The 15,211-nt window shown below is 62.1% G+C and carries 13 protein-coding genes and 1 tRNA gene; 10 read left to right on the top strand and 4 right to left on the bottom strand.

The features are described from left to right. Nucleotides 1–32: 32 nt before the first annotated feature. Complete coding sequence (locus Q0X62_RS03795) at nt 33–890, bottom strand: alpha/beta hydrolase (protein ID WP_297731842.1); 858 nt, start codon at nt 888–890, stop codon at nt 33–35. A gap of 51 nt (nt 891–941) precedes the next feature. After that, nucleotides 942–4,022, bottom strand: a complete 3,081-nt coding sequence (locus tag Q0X62_RS03800; protein WP_297731845.1) for a TonB-dependent receptor — start codon at nt 4,020–4,022, stop codon at nt 942–944. 182 nt (nt 4,023–4,204) lie between these two features. Here Q0X62_RS03800 and Q0X62_RS03805 point away from each other — a divergent pair, with 182 nt between their 5' ends. Genes Q0X62_RS03805 through Q0X62_RS03815 form a run of 3 tightly spaced genes read left to right on the top strand, consistent with a single transcriptional unit; the run spans nt 4,205 to nt 8,213 of the window. After that, nucleotides 4,205–5,512: a TetR/AcrR family transcriptional regulator gene (locus Q0X62_RS03805; RefSeq protein ID WP_297731847.1), complete on the top strand. Its 1,308-nt coding sequence runs from the start codon at nt 4,205–4,207 to the stop codon at nt 5,510–5,512. Continuing rightward, nucleotides 5,509–7,011: a lyase family protein gene (locus Q0X62_RS03810; protein ID WP_297731850.1), complete on the top strand. Its 1,503-nt coding sequence runs from the start codon at nt 5,509–5,511 to the stop codon at nt 7,009–7,011. The genes Q0X62_RS03805 and Q0X62_RS03810 overlap by 4 nt, the downstream gene beginning before the upstream one ends. A gap of 8 nt (nt 7,012–7,019) precedes the next feature. Continuing rightward, nucleotides 7,020–8,213, top strand: coding sequence for a M14 family zinc carboxypeptidase (locus Q0X62_RS03815; protein ID WP_297731852.1), 1,194 nt, complete (start codon nt 7,020–7,022; stop codon nt 8,211–8,213). A gap of 444 nt (nt 8,214–8,657) precedes the next feature. On the opposite strand, the gene Q0X62_RS03820 is transcribed toward Q0X62_RS03815, so the two are convergent. Then, nucleotides 8,658–8,747 (bottom strand) — tRNA-Ser (locus Q0X62_RS03820). Between the two features lie 143 nt (nt 8,748–8,890). Here Q0X62_RS03820 and Q0X62_RS03825 point away from each other — a divergent pair. The 4 genes from Q0X62_RS03825 to Q0X62_RS03840 all read left to right on the top strand — a co-directional run bounded on the left by Q0X62_RS03825 (nt 8,891) and on the right by Q0X62_RS03840 (nt 11,022). Beyond that, complete coding sequence (locus tag Q0X62_RS03825) at nt 8,891–9,211, top strand: hypothetical protein (RefSeq protein ID WP_297731854.1); 321 nt, start codon at nt 8,891–8,893, stop codon at nt 9,209–9,211. 208 nt (nt 9,212–9,419) lie between these two features. Then, nucleotides 9,420–10,091, top strand: a complete 672-nt coding sequence (locus Q0X62_RS03830) for a 50S ribosomal protein L21 (RefSeq protein WP_297731856.1) — start codon at nt 9,420–9,422, stop codon at nt 10,089–10,091. 15 nt (nt 10,092–10,106) lie between these two features. Then, complete coding sequence (rpmA, locus tag Q0X62_RS03835) at nt 10,107–10,376, top strand: 50S ribosomal protein L27 (protein WP_297731858.1); 270 nt, start codon at nt 10,107–10,109, stop codon at nt 10,374–10,376. A 118-nt stretch (nt 10,377–10,494) separates the two neighbouring features. Then, the gene (locus Q0X62_RS03840; protein WP_297731860.1) at nt 10,495–11,022 is read left to right on the top strand and encodes a GNAT family N-acetyltransferase; all 528 of its coding nucleotides are present in this window, start codon (nt 10,495–10,497) and stop codon (nt 11,020–11,022) included. A 74-nt stretch (nt 11,023–11,096) separates the two neighbouring features. Here Q0X62_RS03840 and Q0X62_RS03845 read toward each other — a convergent pair whose 3' ends face one another. Further along, nucleotides 11,097–12,116: a hypothetical protein gene (locus tag Q0X62_RS03845; protein ID WP_297731862.1), complete on the bottom strand. Its 1,020-nt coding sequence runs from the start codon at nt 12,114–12,116 to the stop codon at nt 11,097–11,099. Between the two features lie 300 nt (nt 12,117–12,416). On the opposite strand from Q0X62_RS03845, the gene obgE reads away from it, so the two are divergent. Genes obgE through Q0X62_RS03860 form a run of 3 tightly spaced genes read left to right on the top strand, consistent with a single transcriptional unit; the run spans nt 12,417 to nt 15,204 of the window. Next, nucleotides 12,417–13,481, top strand: a complete 1,065-nt coding sequence (gene obgE, locus Q0X62_RS03850; protein WP_297731864.1) for a GTPase ObgE — start codon at nt 12,417–12,419, stop codon at nt 13,479–13,481. Further along, nucleotides 13,478–14,605, top strand: coding sequence for a glutamate 5-kinase (gene proB / locus Q0X62_RS03855; protein ID WP_297731866.1), 1,128 nt, complete (start codon nt 13,478–13,480; stop codon nt 14,603–14,605). Before obgE ends, proB begins: the two co-directional genes overlap by 4 nt. Next, entirely contained in the window at nt 14,602–15,204 is a 603-nt protein-coding gene (locus Q0X62_RS03860; protein WP_297731867.1) for a nicotinate-nucleotide adenylyltransferase, read from the top strand. Before proB ends, Q0X62_RS03860 begins: the two co-directional genes overlap by 4 nt. Nucleotides 15,205–15,211 lie beyond the last annotated feature (7 nt).

A 15,211-nucleotide genomic window follows, 5' to 3' on the forward strand; every position in this document is an offset into this window, starting at 1 on the left:
AGCCCCTCGGCCGCGAGCCGCGCCGAAAACAGTTACTCTGCCATGGTGGCATTGGCGATCAGGGCAGCGGCACTTCGGGCCATGCCCGCATTGTCATGAGCCACGCGCGGCACGACTACGCTTGTCCAGGCGAAGTTGGCACCCAATGCCTCTGCAGCGTCCCGCCCGGCACGGTGAAAGTAGAGCCCTCGCGCGAAGCGGTGCAAACCTTGGGCGTCAGCCTCCGGCGTACGGCGCAGATTGCGATCATCCGGATCGGTATCGGCATCGCCCAGCATTACCACGAGCGGCGTTTCGACCCAGCCGACAATCGCCGCGTTTTCGAGCGGTACATCCAGCAATCCATACGGCCAGGCGAGCGTGCGGTCGGGCAAGGTGTACCAGCCAGCATTCGCCGCATAGGCCCGGACAAGGTTCGGCAATTCTTCGAACAGAACAGCGCGATGGACGAATTGCGCGCCCGCCGAGTGGCCGAAAAGGTGATAGCCGTCCGCCTGTCCGCCGCGAGCGGCAATAGCGCGGAACAGGGGCTCGATGTATGAGTAGGCGTAGGGACCGTCGGTCCCGACACCGCCCAGATTGAACAATCTGGAACCGGGAAAATCCTGGGCCGAGAACTCCGGCACGTAGACCCGAAGCCCATAATCCCGCGCAAGTGCGATCCAGTTATCACGGTACTCGTCCGCATTGCGATTGACGCCGTGCAGGACGATGACAACAGGCGCGAGATCCATGCGATCCGGACCCGGCTCGAAATAATGCACATTCAGACCGGGGCCCGCCGCCGATGAGAAAGAGAATTGCCCTGTTTGTCCGTCGCCGGTCAGGGCGACTGCCGAACCGGAAAGCAAGCACGCGGCCAGAATAAGTACGAAGAGGGTCTTCAGCATGACGTCAGCGGCAGAGCGCCGCCCGAGGGCGGCGCTCCCCGATCCATTGGACTAGAAGTTCTTGCGAACGTCGAAGTAGACCTGACGGCCACGGATGCTGTGATACGCGGCATCATAGCCATTGGTTTCGTCCGCAAGCGGTGGTTCTTCGTCAAAGATGTTGTTGGCGCCGACCCGGATGCGCAAGTCATTGAGCGGACCATGCCGGTCGAACTCATACTCCATATACGCATTGGTCTGGGTCCAGGCTTCGACGATGAAAGGATCACCATTCGGATTCAGACCGGCACCGGTGTCGATGAACTCGCCGGTATAATCGGCACGGATCCCGCCGCCCCAACCGCTCGGGTGCGCCCAAGACAGGCTGGCACCCACGCGCCATTCCGGCTGGCCATCCTGCAGGATGATGTCGCCTTCCTGCGAGACCGTGATCTCGTCAGCGATGAGGCCGCTGTCCACAGCATCCCGGATCTGCTGGGCGCCCGGCGACAGGGCGATGAAGTAGGTCTCTAGGTAGGACGCGTTCACCTTCAGATTGAAGTCGCCGAACCGGGTATCTTCCAGATCATAGTAGATGCCGTAGTCCAGACCCGACACCTCAATCTCTTCATTGTTGTCATAGGTGTCTCGAATGAAGAGGATATCCCCGACCGGATCGAGACCCGCTGCGGTGAAGAAGCTGATTTCATCCGCGTTTGGCGCGTCACGCACCACATTGGGGTTGGACGAACCCTGTAGTCGCAGCAGGTAGTCGAGGCTGATATGGTTCTCGGCACCGAACACACCGACAACACCCTCGCGCTGGATTTCCCAGCGATCCACGGTCACCGTCAACGCGTTCAGGAAGCGGAGCGGACCGCTCAGGCCGCGCGGCTCGAACACGACACCAAAGGTGATGTTGGTATCGTCCTCCGCGCCAATACCGTCAGCGACCGACCGGCGCTCGGTTCGGCCTTCGGAATAGCCGGTACAATCCGCGAAGGTCGCGAACGTGCCATTGCGCACACCGGCTTCACAGAAGTAGCTGTCCTCGCGGGAGTTGGAGCGGTCGACACCTTCATTGATGACGATCAGATTCGGTGCCCGGAAGCCCTCGGAATAAGCCCCGCGGAACATCAGGCCCTCGAACGGGCGCCAGGCGGCGGCAACCCGCGGCTTGATGCCGCTGTCGCCGAAGTCGGAATAATCCTCGATACGAGCCGCGACCTGCACGTCGAATGTGTTGACCAGCGGGACATTCATGTCCGGGCTGACCAGCGGAATGGACGCCTCGACGAAAGCGCCGAGTACATCGCGTGATCCGCTGGAATCAGGCGTTGGACTGGTGCCGTACACGTCCGTCTCGCTGACTTCACCCGTCACCTGATCGGTGAATGTGATGGTGCCGTCCACACGGTCGTCACGATCCTCTTCATAGGCCTCATAGCGCGCCTCGACACCGGCTGCGATGCCCACACCGCCACCGGGCAGTGTGAACACATCGCCATTACTGACCTTGAAGTCGACCAAGGCGAGTTCCGCCGTGCTTTCACGAACCACATCGACCAGAAAGGGCTCAATCAGCGCCCGAGCGTTGGGCGTGGCATCACCGACAGACGGGTTGGCCGGGTTGCCGCCATTGAAGATGTTGTAAACGTTCGGCGTCTCGTTGAAGAGCGCCTGCTGGAACAGGGTCCGCGAAATGGAGTTATTCACCGTGTCTTCGGCGTAGGACCGATTATAGAGCAGCGCGCTGTCCCAATCCCAGCCATTGGCGAACTCGCCGCGAGCACCACCCAGCGCACGCCATTGCGTGTTAACGACTTCAATATCGCGGAAGCCGACATCAACAAACCGGTAGCGGCCAGCATCGGTGAACACTGGCAGGCCTGCTGCCGGCACATTGGTCAGACCGGGAAGGCGGTTGGGGTTCGGCGTTCCGTCAGAGAAGTTCACCGGGCCGAACGGGTTGTAGTAGTAGTTCGCGGGAACAGAAATATTAGTCGCGCCGATACCGTTCCGCGGCTCATTGGTCGACTGGGTTTCAGCGTAGTAGAAGCCGAGCTCGGCATACAGCCGGACGCCATTGTTCAGATCGTGATTCAGGAAGGCAAAGCCGTTGAACCTGTCACGGTCGGAAATGATTGAACGCCCGGTCGCCCCATCATAGCGCAGATCCCGATCCTGGCTGCCATCATCGATACACAGGTCGGCCACAGACAGTGCGCCGGCCGTGTCGGCCCGGCATCCACTGAAACTGGCCGGCTGGAAGTGGAAAACGCCAGATGCGGATGTCAGCGTGGTACCGTTCTGGCGGACGCGATTGCTGGAGGTAGTGTCGAGTGTCCACTGACCCCATGGTGTTTGGGTGGCCCGGTTATCGAAGGAGGCATCGCCCTCGAAGCTCGTTCCGATCAGAAAGGGCCGCAAATCCTCGCTGGCGGCGCGGTCGGTTTCCGAGGCGAACAGACCATTGCGGCGCGAGAACTCGGCCGAGATGGACAGGTTGGTCCGACCGTCATTGAAATTCTCGCCGGCCTTGATGGTCAGGGTCTGCTCACTAAGATCATTGCCTGTGGCGAACAGGGTGCGACCGCGGGCATAGAAGCCTTCAAAATCGTCATCGAGAATGGTGTTGAAGACGCCAGCGACGGCATCGGTGCCGTAAATCGCGGAAGCGCCGTCATTGAGCACTTCCACGCGTGAAATGCCGGCGACCGGCAGAGCATTCACGTTCGTCGTCGTGACGGGCGTTGAGAGCTCCGCCTGGGTCGACGGATGATTAACCACCCGGCGACCATTGAGCAGGACCAGCGTCCCGCTAGATCCGATCGAGCGCAGGTTGATCGATGCAACGTCGCCCCGAGCATTGTTGTTGGTCGTATTATTGTCGGTCCGGAACTGGACGCTGCCTTGTGCCGGCAAGGCGCGGATCAGGTCTTCACCGTCGACTCCGCCAATGGCCGCGATGTCTCTCTCTCCCAAAACCGTGACCGGCAGAGCCTCGTTGATTCTGGCGCCCTGGATATTGGTCCCCGTGACGACAATGACGTCTTCCACCGGCGCCACTTCGTCTTGCTGTGCGTAGGCAGTGCTACCGATAGCCAAGGCAGTGAGCGCGATGCCAGAGCGAAGAATCTTCCTGAACGACATGTCTTTCCTCCCGTTCGTATAATTTCCGCGACGAGAGCAATCGCTCTGGACAGTGTCAACAAAAATTATACACTCGGTTCAAATTTCATGCGAACAGCCTGCCTAAACTTGCTGCCTGTGACGACGAAGTTACACTTGGGGCGAGTCACGCCTCGCGACGCAGTCAGTGTTGAAAGTTTGATATGACCGTTCTGAGACCTGAATTCCCGGATCATGGATCGCCGTTTTCTCGACAGCGAGAGCGTGACCGCAAGACCGCGGCAATCCGGTCGGCGGCATCAAAGCGTTTCATCGCGCAAGGTTTCCAAGGCACCCGTTTAGAGGACATTGCATCAGATCTCGGCCTGACCAAGACCAGCATCGCCTACTACTTCGCATCAAAGGACGAACTCGCCGAATCGGTCTTCCTGACGGCCGCCGAATTCCTGGAAGATGCCGTGAAGGCCGCCGGTACAGCTGACGCCGATGCCGGCGAAAGGGTGCTCGCCGTATTTGAGGCGTACAGCGATCAGCTCATTGATGCTTTGGACGGACGGCGCGATCAGCCCGCCCAGCTACAGGAGCTGGGCACACTGCCGGAAGAGGCCAGGTCGCGGATCGTGTCGCGCCTAAGTGCAGCTGTCGGCAGTGTCGATGCCATGGTTCTGGCTTGGATGAACCTAGCCCCTCACGGGCTGGGTCGGAGCGAGCCGGTTACGTTTTGCCTGATTGCGCTGCTCGATTGGCTGAAGACCAGTGCCGGCACCATGTCGCGCGCCGAGTTCAGTCAAGCCTCCTCGGTTCTGCTGGACGTGCTGCGCAGCGGGCTGACCTGCTCTTGTGAGACGCTGGCGCCCATACGGCCGCAGTTTTCGCCCGGCAATGACTTGCCCCAGATCTTCGACCGCAAAGCCCGCAACAAGATGAAGCGCGAGGCCTTCCTCAAGGCAGGCATCCGGTTTTTCAACGCATACGGGTTCGACGGCGTTTCCTTGGCCGATGTGGCCAAGTCACTCGGCGTGACTCGCGGCGCCTTCTACTATCACATTCCCGACAAGGAGAGCTTTCTCGATCAATGCATGGAGCATTCGCTCGAGGTGGTGGAAGCGACCCTGGACAGTGCCGCCGATGCCCATTCAGGCCTCGGCTTCATACACCGCGTCCTGTTCGATCTGATCTACACCCAGGCCAGCGGCGTGACCCCCCTGATCCGGCTGGGCCTGATGACCGCCCTGCCCATCGCCAGGCAGAACCGCCTACAAGCGCGACTGCGCAATATTTCGCGTCGACTTGGTGACGCCCATGCCGCGGCGATTGCTGACGGCGCGGCACGCGAGCTGGATACCGGCACGGTGGAAGCGATCCTGACCAATATACTCTTCCTCAATGACGGCTTCACACTCTCCGCCGCCAATAGTCTGAAAGACTGGCGGATTTCGGAAGAGCCACAGTCGGCGACGAATGACTATCTGCATGTTTTGCTGTACGGGCTGACGGCAGAACCCCGATGAAGACGCTGATCCTGCTGGCGACGTCATTCGCCCTGGGCTGCTCCGGTCAACCACCCGATACCACAGAGCTCGTCACCGAGCAGGAGACGGCTGCACTGGTCGAGCCGCTAGCGGCACCGACCGCGCCACGCTTTGTCCCGCAAGTCGCCCCCTTGGAGCGCAACACGCAAATCGCCGAAATCTTCACGACGGCTTCGCTCAATGCCCGCGTCCTGCGCCTCGAAGCCGCCCTGGCCCGCGCGCAGGCGCGTCATGGCGTGATCCCGCAGAGCGCGGCCAATGCCATAACCGCCGCCGCGATTCCGGACCGCATCCCGCAGACAGAGATCGACGCGGAATATGCTCGGGTCCGCCACCGCATGGTCGCCCTGTTGAACGTCCTGCGCCGCTCACTCGATGAGGAGAGCGCCGATTACCTGCACTTCGGCGCCACGACAGTCGACCTGTATGACAGCGCCATTATGCTGCAGATGCGCGACAGCGTTTTCGAACTGATCGAGGACCTTCGCACGATCGAGCTTCAACTGTTCGAACTGGCCGAGCGCTACAAGTCGACACCGATGATTGGACGCACGCTGGGCCAACACGCCCTGCCCATCACTTTCGGCAAGAAGATGACCGGCTATATCGGCGAGAACCGGCGCCACATCGAGCGACTGTCTCAAGTCCTGGATCGGATCGAACGCTCGATCAGCATGCGCGGTGCCGTCGGCAGCTTCCTGGGCATGGGGCCGCAAGGCCGCGCAGTGGAAGTCAGCCTGGCCGCCGAACTGGGCTTACCGGAGCCCTATCCGGATGACTGGCATGCCAGCCGGGATGTGTTCGCTGAGTTTGCGCTGATCCAGTCCATGATCGCGCAAACCTATGGCCGGCTGGGTCAGGAGGTGTTCCTGCTGCAGATGACCGATATCGGTTCGGTCGTGGAGCAGCGGCCCGGCGGGGCTGTCGGCTCCAGCGCGATGCCGCACAAGATCAACCCATCCCTGTCTGAAGCTCTGATCCAACACAGCCGCACCATTCCGCGCCTCGCCGAGATCGTCCAGGACGACATGGTCAACATCTTTGAACGCGACAACACGTCCCGGCCCAACCGGGCTGTCGAGACTGTCGCCATCGCCACCGAAAACATGCTGGGTGATGCCAGCCGTCTGATTGCCCGCCTTCAGGTGGACGAAGCTCGCATGGCCGAGAATCTGAACCGCAGCCAGGGCTGGATTCTGACACAGCGCATCGTATTCGCAGTGCAGGACACGCTGGGACGTGAGCGCGCGGAGCTTCGCTTGCGCGATCTGGCCGCGGGCGCAGTCGACAGCGGCTTCTCCTTGCGTGCGGCCATCGAAGCCGACGCGGAACTCCATGCATTGCTGGAGCCGCAGGAATGGGAGGTTCTGCTGGACCCGACGACCTATCTCGGCCTCGACTCCAATATCGTGGATCAGGTGATCGCCGAGGCTCGCCTGGCTCGCCAGTCCGATCCGGTCCGACCACCATCACAATGAACCTTGCCATGAAACCTGTTGTCCTGATCCTTGCAGCCGGCCTCGCCGCCTGCGCGACCCCGGCAATGCCGCCGCGAGCGTCCACGCCCGGCAGCCAGACCTGCGCCAGTTCGGAGGTGCGGGTCGATGCCGCGTTTGAAGGTGGTGCAATGGCCCACTGCCAGGCCGCCGGGCCGCGCGAGTTCGACATCACGATCCGGCCGGAAGACCAACCGATCAATCCCAGCCCCTGGTACGCTGTGCGCCTGACACCGCAAACCGCTGGCCCGGTACAGATCAATCTGCTCTATGGCGACGCTCGGCACCGCTACCGCCCCAAGACCGGGCCAGACGGTGACAACTGGACCTATGTGGATGACGCTGACGTTAGAGTATCCGACGACCGCTCCGTGGCCCATATCCGGTTGGATCTCGACGCCGCACCTGTCTTTCTCACCGGTCAGGAAATCCTGACTGCTAGCGACTACGCGACCTGGATGATGCCTTACAGGACACGCAATGACCTATCGGTCTCGACTGTCGGATACTCGCTGGAGAACCGCCCGATCGAGATGATCACACACCATCCTGAGTCTGGTCGGGGCAGTGTCGTACTGATAGGCCGCCAGCATCCGCCCGAAACCACGGGGGCGGTGGCGATGCAGGCATTTGTCGAGGTTGTGCTGGGTAGCAGCGCCCTGGCACAGGAGTTCCGGTCGACATACGGTGTCGTCATCCTGCCCCTGCTTAATCCGGACGGCGTACAACACGGGTACTGGCGACACAATCGCGGCAGCACCGATCTCAATCGTGATTGGGGGCCCTTTGCTCAACCGGAGACCCGTGCAGCCCGTGACGCCATCGACACGTTGGATCAATCGGCGTCCACGCGACCCGTCCTGTTCCTCGACTTTCATTCCACCAATCGGGATGTGTTCTACACCCAACCTGCCGGCGAAGACGGAACGCCGTATCGCTTCACGGGACTTTGGCTGGAGCGTGCCGGCGCGCGCTTGCCTGGCTATGAGATCGAACGGGCAGAGCGGCACCAATCGGACCTGCCGACCGCCAAGAATTATATGTTCGGTCGATTCATGATCCCGGCTATCACCTATGAACTCGGCGACGATACGGACCGCGCACTTATCCGGCAGACCGCCGCGGTGTTCGCCGAAGAGATGATGGCCATCCTGTTGGATTACGGACTGGCCGCAGCTCACTGACGGGTACTGTCAGGCGAACGCGGAGCGGTCTCGAAAGCCCAACTTCGACGCATTGTCAGGTCGGCAGCCGACGCCATTCCGCCAAGACGGCAAGGCTTCCTTGGAGACTCACCCCCTGTTCGACCGGATCAATCGCCCGGTTCTTGTCGGTATCAAGGGAAGCCTGGACCTTCTATTTGCGCACGAGGGAGTGCTTCCCCAAAATCGGTTGGTCGCGACAAACTTTTGCGAATAATTGGGAGATCGGGTTTTTTCGACCAACTCCCGACGGCTCGGCAAATTTTGGGAAACCAGCCTTCCCGATCGGCCTCAAAGCCCGAACAGAGACCGGCGGGACATATCGCGCCGGGACCGGTCATACGCCAAGGTCTGCATGCCGGGAAAAGTCGCGCCGGCGTGGCAACCGCGCACCGAAATTATATCTAATAATGTCAGGAAGATATGTGGCGGAGAGAGAGGGATTCGAACCCTCGGAACGCTTGCGCGCTCAACGGTTTTCGAGACCGCCCCGTTCGACCACTCCGGCACCTCTCCGCGGGGAAGCGGGGTTGTGACCGAGTGGGCCGACAAAATCAAGGGCTGGATGCTGCACACGCGCCGCAGGGCAAGCAAAAATTTATTTTACCTACCCCGCCACCTTCCTCTAGGGTCCCGGCAAACAAGCAATGTGGGGTTTCGTGACCAGTATGACCAAGTTCAATATCAAGACGCTCGCCTGCGCCGTCGGCGCTGCCACGCTCACCGCTGTCGCGGGCTGCGCAACCACGTCCAACGATGAAGTGGCAGAGGCACTCCCGGATCAGGGCGTCACGTCCGAGGGTGATCGTTTCACCTGCCGTCGCATCCAGGTCACCGGTACGCGTCAGCGTGAACGCATCTGTTATACGGAAGCCGAGTGGGACGCCTACCAGGAGCGCGTGCGCGAGGGTGTGGACTCAACGCGTGAAGGCAATCGTGGCGAAGTGCGGCCGGACACATTTGGCGGCCCGGGCCGGTAACACGCGCATTTAGCACTGACAGCTGATTGACTCTGGGGCGGGCATGCGTATAACGCCCGCTCCTGCTCGCGCGGCCAGCCGTTGCGGGCCCATAAATGATGAACAACGCTCCGGGCATACGGGGTGAAGAAAAAGGACCCGCCGAGCCAACCGGATCAAGGTGATCCCGCGGCCATCGGACGGATCGGACAAAAGGATAGAAACGATCATGTTTGCAGTGATCAAGACCGGCGGTAAGCAATACCGCGTTGCCGCTGGCGACGAAATTCGCATCGAGAAGCTCGAAGGCGCCGCTGGCGACACGCTTGATCTCGGTGACGTTCTGATGCTCGGCTCTGATGCCGGCGTCACGGTCGGCTCGCCGACCATTGATGGCGCCCAGGTTATCGGCGAGCTGCTGGATACCAATCGCGCCCGCAAGATCATCGTCTTCAAGAAGCGCCGCCGTCAGAATTACCGCCGTACGAAGGGCCACCGTCAGTGGGGTTCGGTCGTGCGCATCGCGGAAATCGTCGCACCTGGCGAAAAAGCCAAAACCAAGCTGAAGTCGACCACAGCTGCGCCGAAGAACGAAGACGCTCCGAAGGCGAAAGCCAAGGCCGCTCCGAAAGCTGAAAAAGCTGCGGCGCCGAAGGCCCAGAAGGCTCCGGCCAAGAAGGCTGCGGCCCCGAAGGCTGCTGCCGCCGACGCGCTCACCGAGCTGACCGGTGTGGGCCCCGCCCTCGCCACCAAGTTGAACGAAGCCGGCATCACCACGTTCGCTCAGGTCGCGGCCTGGACTGAAGCCGATCTGGACGCCCTGAACGAGACCATCACCGGTCTCAAGGCCAAGGCTGAGAAAAACGACTGGATCAACGCCGCCAAGGCGCTGGCCAAGTAATCGGAGGACTGATCAATGGCTCACAAAAAAGCAGGCGGTTCATCCCGTAACGGTCGCGACTCCGCAGGTCGCCGCCTTGGTGTGAAGAAGTATGGCGGCCAGGAAGTCATTCCGGGCAACATCATCGTGCGTCAGCGCGGTACCAAGGTGAATCCGGGTACCAATGTCGGTATGGGCAAGGACCATACCCTCTTCGCACTTACCGAAGGCCGCGTGGTCTTCGCGAAGAAGTCCGGCGGCAAGGCCTTCGTCTCGGTAGAACCGACGGCCAAGGCAGCTGAATAAGCGGTTCGCACATATCCGGACCGTGTCTTGAACAGGCAGGTCCGGAAACGCCAGATGCGTTTAAAGGGGAGACGGACCACCGCCTCCCCTTTTCTTTTGCCCCCGCGAGGAGAGGCTCATGGGCCCGCGGATCGAAACTGAACGCCTGGTGCTGCGCCTGCCGGAGCTGGAAGATGCCGGCACTGTTGCCACCTATCTGGGTGATTACGACGTCGCAAAGAATACAGCCCGCGTGCCGCATCCCTATCCGGAGCTGGCCGCGGAGATGTGGGTGCTGATCACGCGCGCCAGCTGGCAGCCCGGTGGCAATCTTTCGCTGACCGTGGAAATGGATGGCGATGTAATCGGCGGCGGCGGCGTCTTCAAGCGCACCGCCGGCGCCGACTGGGAAATCGGCTACTGGATCGCCAAGCCCTGGTGGGGACAGGGTCTGGCAACCGAACTCGGGCGTGGCCTGATTGGCTATGCGCGCGAGACGCTGGGCACGCAACGGGTCATCGCCGGGCACTACATCGACAACCCGGCATCAGGGCGCGTTCTCGAGAAGCTCGGCTTCCAGTATACCGGGGACACTGCAGACCTGTTCAGCATGGCCCGCATGGGCAAGGCTACCACTCGAGACATGGTGTGGCAGTCCAACGGCTGACAATCGTCGCCGTAGCTCGCCGCTTCGCGTGATGAACCACACATGGTCTCCACGCAGCCATGCCCGAACGCGGACTACTCCCCGGAGGACGCCAAGTACTCGGCAAAGCTGACCCGCTCGTCACCATTAATATCCCGTGCCGCAATATGCCCGGCCGCCGAGAGCAAAGGCGGGGCCTCTCCTTGAGGCGGTTCCTGCAGGTATTCGGCGTTTGAAATCCGGGGTTGCGGCGCGGACCATTCGCGCTCAGCCGCACAGGCGACCGCAACGGCGTCGCGATCCAGGCGCGGTCTTTGCTCCGCCACGGGCGGCTGGGGGGCAGCCTCGCGCGCCTCGCTCCAGGCTTGCACAACCGCCGGGCTGAGATCGGCTGCGGTGATGAAGCCGTCAGCGTCCTTGTCCTCGAGGGAGAACCCGCGACTAAAACTTCTGAAGCGGGCATCACTGAACTCCCGCGCGCTCACATCGCCGCTACTGTCAACATCCCAGCTCTCGAAGCGGTAGAGCAGATATTCGAGGCGGTAGGCTTCCAGCACTGCCCAGCAACCGGCCGACACCCGGTCCAGCTCATCCCCGAAAACACCCGGATCGAGTCGAGCTGGAATAAAAATTGAGCCAATTACTTCACCGGATCTGGAACCGAGGGTCTGGCGCAGGTGGTACGGCAAGTTTTCCGTCTCCCGGGCCGCGAGCTGCTCCATGACGTCCCGCAAGGACCCCGCCCGCGTGCGGTATTCATCCCAGCTCATCTCACGGTCATAAAGGGTCGAAACAGCGTAGGCTCGAAAGGTGTCGAAGCCATACAGACGCTCAGCATCGCCCGCCTCCGCAGACTGGATGAACTGAACCAACAAAAAAGCACCGGCTGTGGCGCCGGCAAAGGCAGATGCAATCATGATCGGACTCCCTTGAGCGCGCGCCATCGGACCAAAACTGGTATAAGCGCGCATGGCATCTCGGATGACCGCGCTGGCCGAACGTCCCGCCGCCCGGCACGCATCCAGGAAAGCCGTCTTCTCCTCGGGAGAAACCCGGACTTCCAGCATGCCGGTTTTCTTGGTCGGGCGCTTGGCTGACTTGTTCGACTTGGTCATTCCACCATCAAGGACAGTTTGATCGGTCAATATTCTCCAGTGTTTTCGGGTTCATACGCCAGAAAAATCGTGTATGGACAGGCTCGGGTCGACCATTTTGGCCCCACGCCCTACGCTGTTGTCAGCCCGCATCCCTGTGGCGGACAAGCCTCCAAAAGTCGACATCCGCCTGGCGCGGCTTGCGGCGCGGGAACAGACTTGCCCTCATTGCGGCTGCCTCACCGCAAAAACGCACTGATCTCCACCGGATTTGCCTGTATAGACGGACCAACACCCCCGAGAGTCCGGAAAGTCCCTTTCATGAAATTCCTCGACCAAGCCAAAGTCTATGTCCGCTCCGGCAATGGAGGTGGCGGCTGCGTGTCTTTCCGGCGCGAGGCCTATGTCGAGTATGGCGGCCCGGATGGCGGCGATGGCGGCAAGGGCGGGGATGTCTGGGTTGAGGCTGTTGAGGGCCTCAATACGCTGATCGACTACCGCTACAAGCAGCACTTCAAGGCCGATACCGGCATGCACGGCATGGGCCGCAACCGGACCGGCGCCGGCGGCGAGGATGTCGTTCTGCAGGTTCCGGCCGGCACGCAAATCCTCGATGAGGACAAGGAAGAAATCCTCGCGGACCTGACCGAAGTCGGCCAGCGCGTCCTGCTGGCGCGCGGCGGCGATGGCGGCAAGGGAAACTCCCACTTCAAGACCTCCACCAATCAGGCGCCCCGCAAGACCATTCCCGGCTGGCCCGGCGAGGAGCGCTGGATCTGGCTCCGCCTCAAACTGATCGCCGATGTCGGTCTCGTCGGCCTGCCCAATGCCGGCAAGTCGACCTTCCTGTCCGTTGTCAGCCGCGCCAATCCGAAGATTGCCGCCTACCCCTTCACCACCCTCTACCCCAATCTGGGTGTGGTTGATCTGGGGCCGGGCTCTCGCTTTATCGTGGCGGACATTCCCGGCCTGATCGAGGGCGCGCATGAGGGCGCCGGGATCGGCGACCGTTTCCTCGGCCATATCGAACGTTGCGCCTCCCTCATCCATCTCATCGATGGCACCCAGGAGGACGTGGTCGGCGCTTACCGTACCGTCCGCGGCGAGTTGGAAGCCTATGGCGACGGCCTTCCTGACAAGCACGAAATCCTCGCCCTCAACAAGACGGATGCGATGGATGCCGAGATGGTGGCCGAGAAAGTGGCGGCCCTGGAAGCGGAAAGCGGCAAGTCGGTCATGACCCTGTCCGGTGTCGCCGGAACCGGCGTCAAGGAATTGTGCGGCCGCGCCTGGGATGTCGTTCTGGAAACCCGCCGGGCCGAGAAGGCTGCCATTGAAGCCGCCCTCGCGGCCGAAGATGGCGAGGATGGCTGGACGCCGTCATGACACCGCGTGACCTCGGCACGGCGCGTGGCGTCGTCGTCAAGGTTGGCTCCAGCCTGATCCAGGCTGGCGATACGGTTATTGCTGCCATCGCCCGTGATATCATGACCCTCCGCGAGGCCGGGACCCGCGTCACGCTGGTCTCATCCGGCGCTGTGGCACTGGGCCGCGACCGGCTCGGCCTTGCAACAGGAACGCTCTCGCTCGAACAGAAGCAGGCGGCGGCCGCGACGGGCCAGCCCCGCCTCCTCGATCTTTGGGAGCGGGCCTTCGCAGTCCACGGCGTGGCCACGGCCCAAGCCCTTCTCACCCTTGATGTGACAGAGAGCCGCCGAAGCTGGCTCAATGCACGCGCAACCCTCTCCACCCTGCTTGATCTGGGCGCCCTGCCCGTCGTCAACGAGAATGACACGATCGCCACGGACGAAATCCGTTATGGCGATAATGACCGCCTCGCAGCCCGGGTCGCTCAGCTCACCGGGGCCGACCTTCTGGTCCTGCTCAGCGATGTCGACGCCCTCTACAACGCTGAACCACGCTCCGACGCGTCCGCGCGCGCACTGCGCGACATCCCGGCCATAAATGAAGACATCCGCGCCATGGCCGGAGACGCGAACAGCGCGCGCGGCGTCGGCACGGGCGGGATGCGCACGAAAATCCTGGCCGCCGAGCTGGCGGGTGCATCCGGCTGCGCGACGGCCATCGGCCTTGGGACCGCAGACAAGCCCATTCTCAGCTTCTCCCGGCCGGATCATGGCAGCTGGTTTCACCCGGCGCGGAGCTCGGCGAGCGCCCGCGAACGCTGGATTTCCGGCGTGCTCAGCCCGAACGGTGCGCTCCATATCGACGCCGGCGCGGTACGAGCCCTGCTCGACGGCAAATCCCTGCTGCCCGTCGGCGTAACGGCGGTCGAGGGGCAGTTTGATCGCGGGGAGACGGTTCGAATTCTCGGACCGGACGCCCAGCTCGTGGCCCGCGGGGTCACCGCCTACGGGGCCGAGGAGGCCCGCAAGCTTGCCGGTTGCCAGAGCGACGAAACCGAGGACCGTCTCGGCTATCGCCGCGCGGCGGCGCTGGTCCATACGGACGATATTGTTCGGGTTTCATCGCCGGAGGCTGGTCAATGATGCGCGACGGAGCACTTCGCGGCGAGGGCGTGTCGGCAGGCATGCGCATCGGCCTGTTTGGTGGCAGTTTCGATCCGCCGCATGCCGGTCACAGGCACGTCGCCCGCACCGCCCTGCGACGCCTGGGACTGGACCAGGTCTGGTGGCTCGTCTCGCCGCAAAACCCCCTGAAAGCCACCGCATCCGGCGATTTCGAACGACGCTTTGCTGCGGTCGAAGCCATCGCGAACGAGCCGGGCATGAAAGTCAGTGATATCGAGACACGTCTCGGCACCAACCGGACCATCGACCTGCTCGACCATCTCAGACGCCGCTACCCCGCGACCCACTTTGTCTGGCTGATGGGCGCCGACAATCTGGCCGGCATCCATCGCTGGGCCAACTGGACGGCGATATTCGAAACCGTTCCCGTGGCCGTCATCTCCAGACCCCAGGATGCCGTGCGCGCGCGCCTCTCCCGCGCCGCGCGGCAATATGCCGGCTCACGAATTCGTGAGAGCGAAGCCGCTGCACTGCCCCTCCAATCAGCACCGGCATGGACCTATCTGACTGAGCGGTTACACTCTCACTCTTCGACCGCGCTGCGCGCCCGCAACTGATCTTCCA

Source organism: uncultured Maricaulis sp. (assembly GCF_947259345.1).
In the GTDB taxonomy this organism is placed as follows: domain Bacteria; phylum Pseudomonadota; class Alphaproteobacteria; order Caulobacterales; family Maricaulaceae; genus Maricaulis.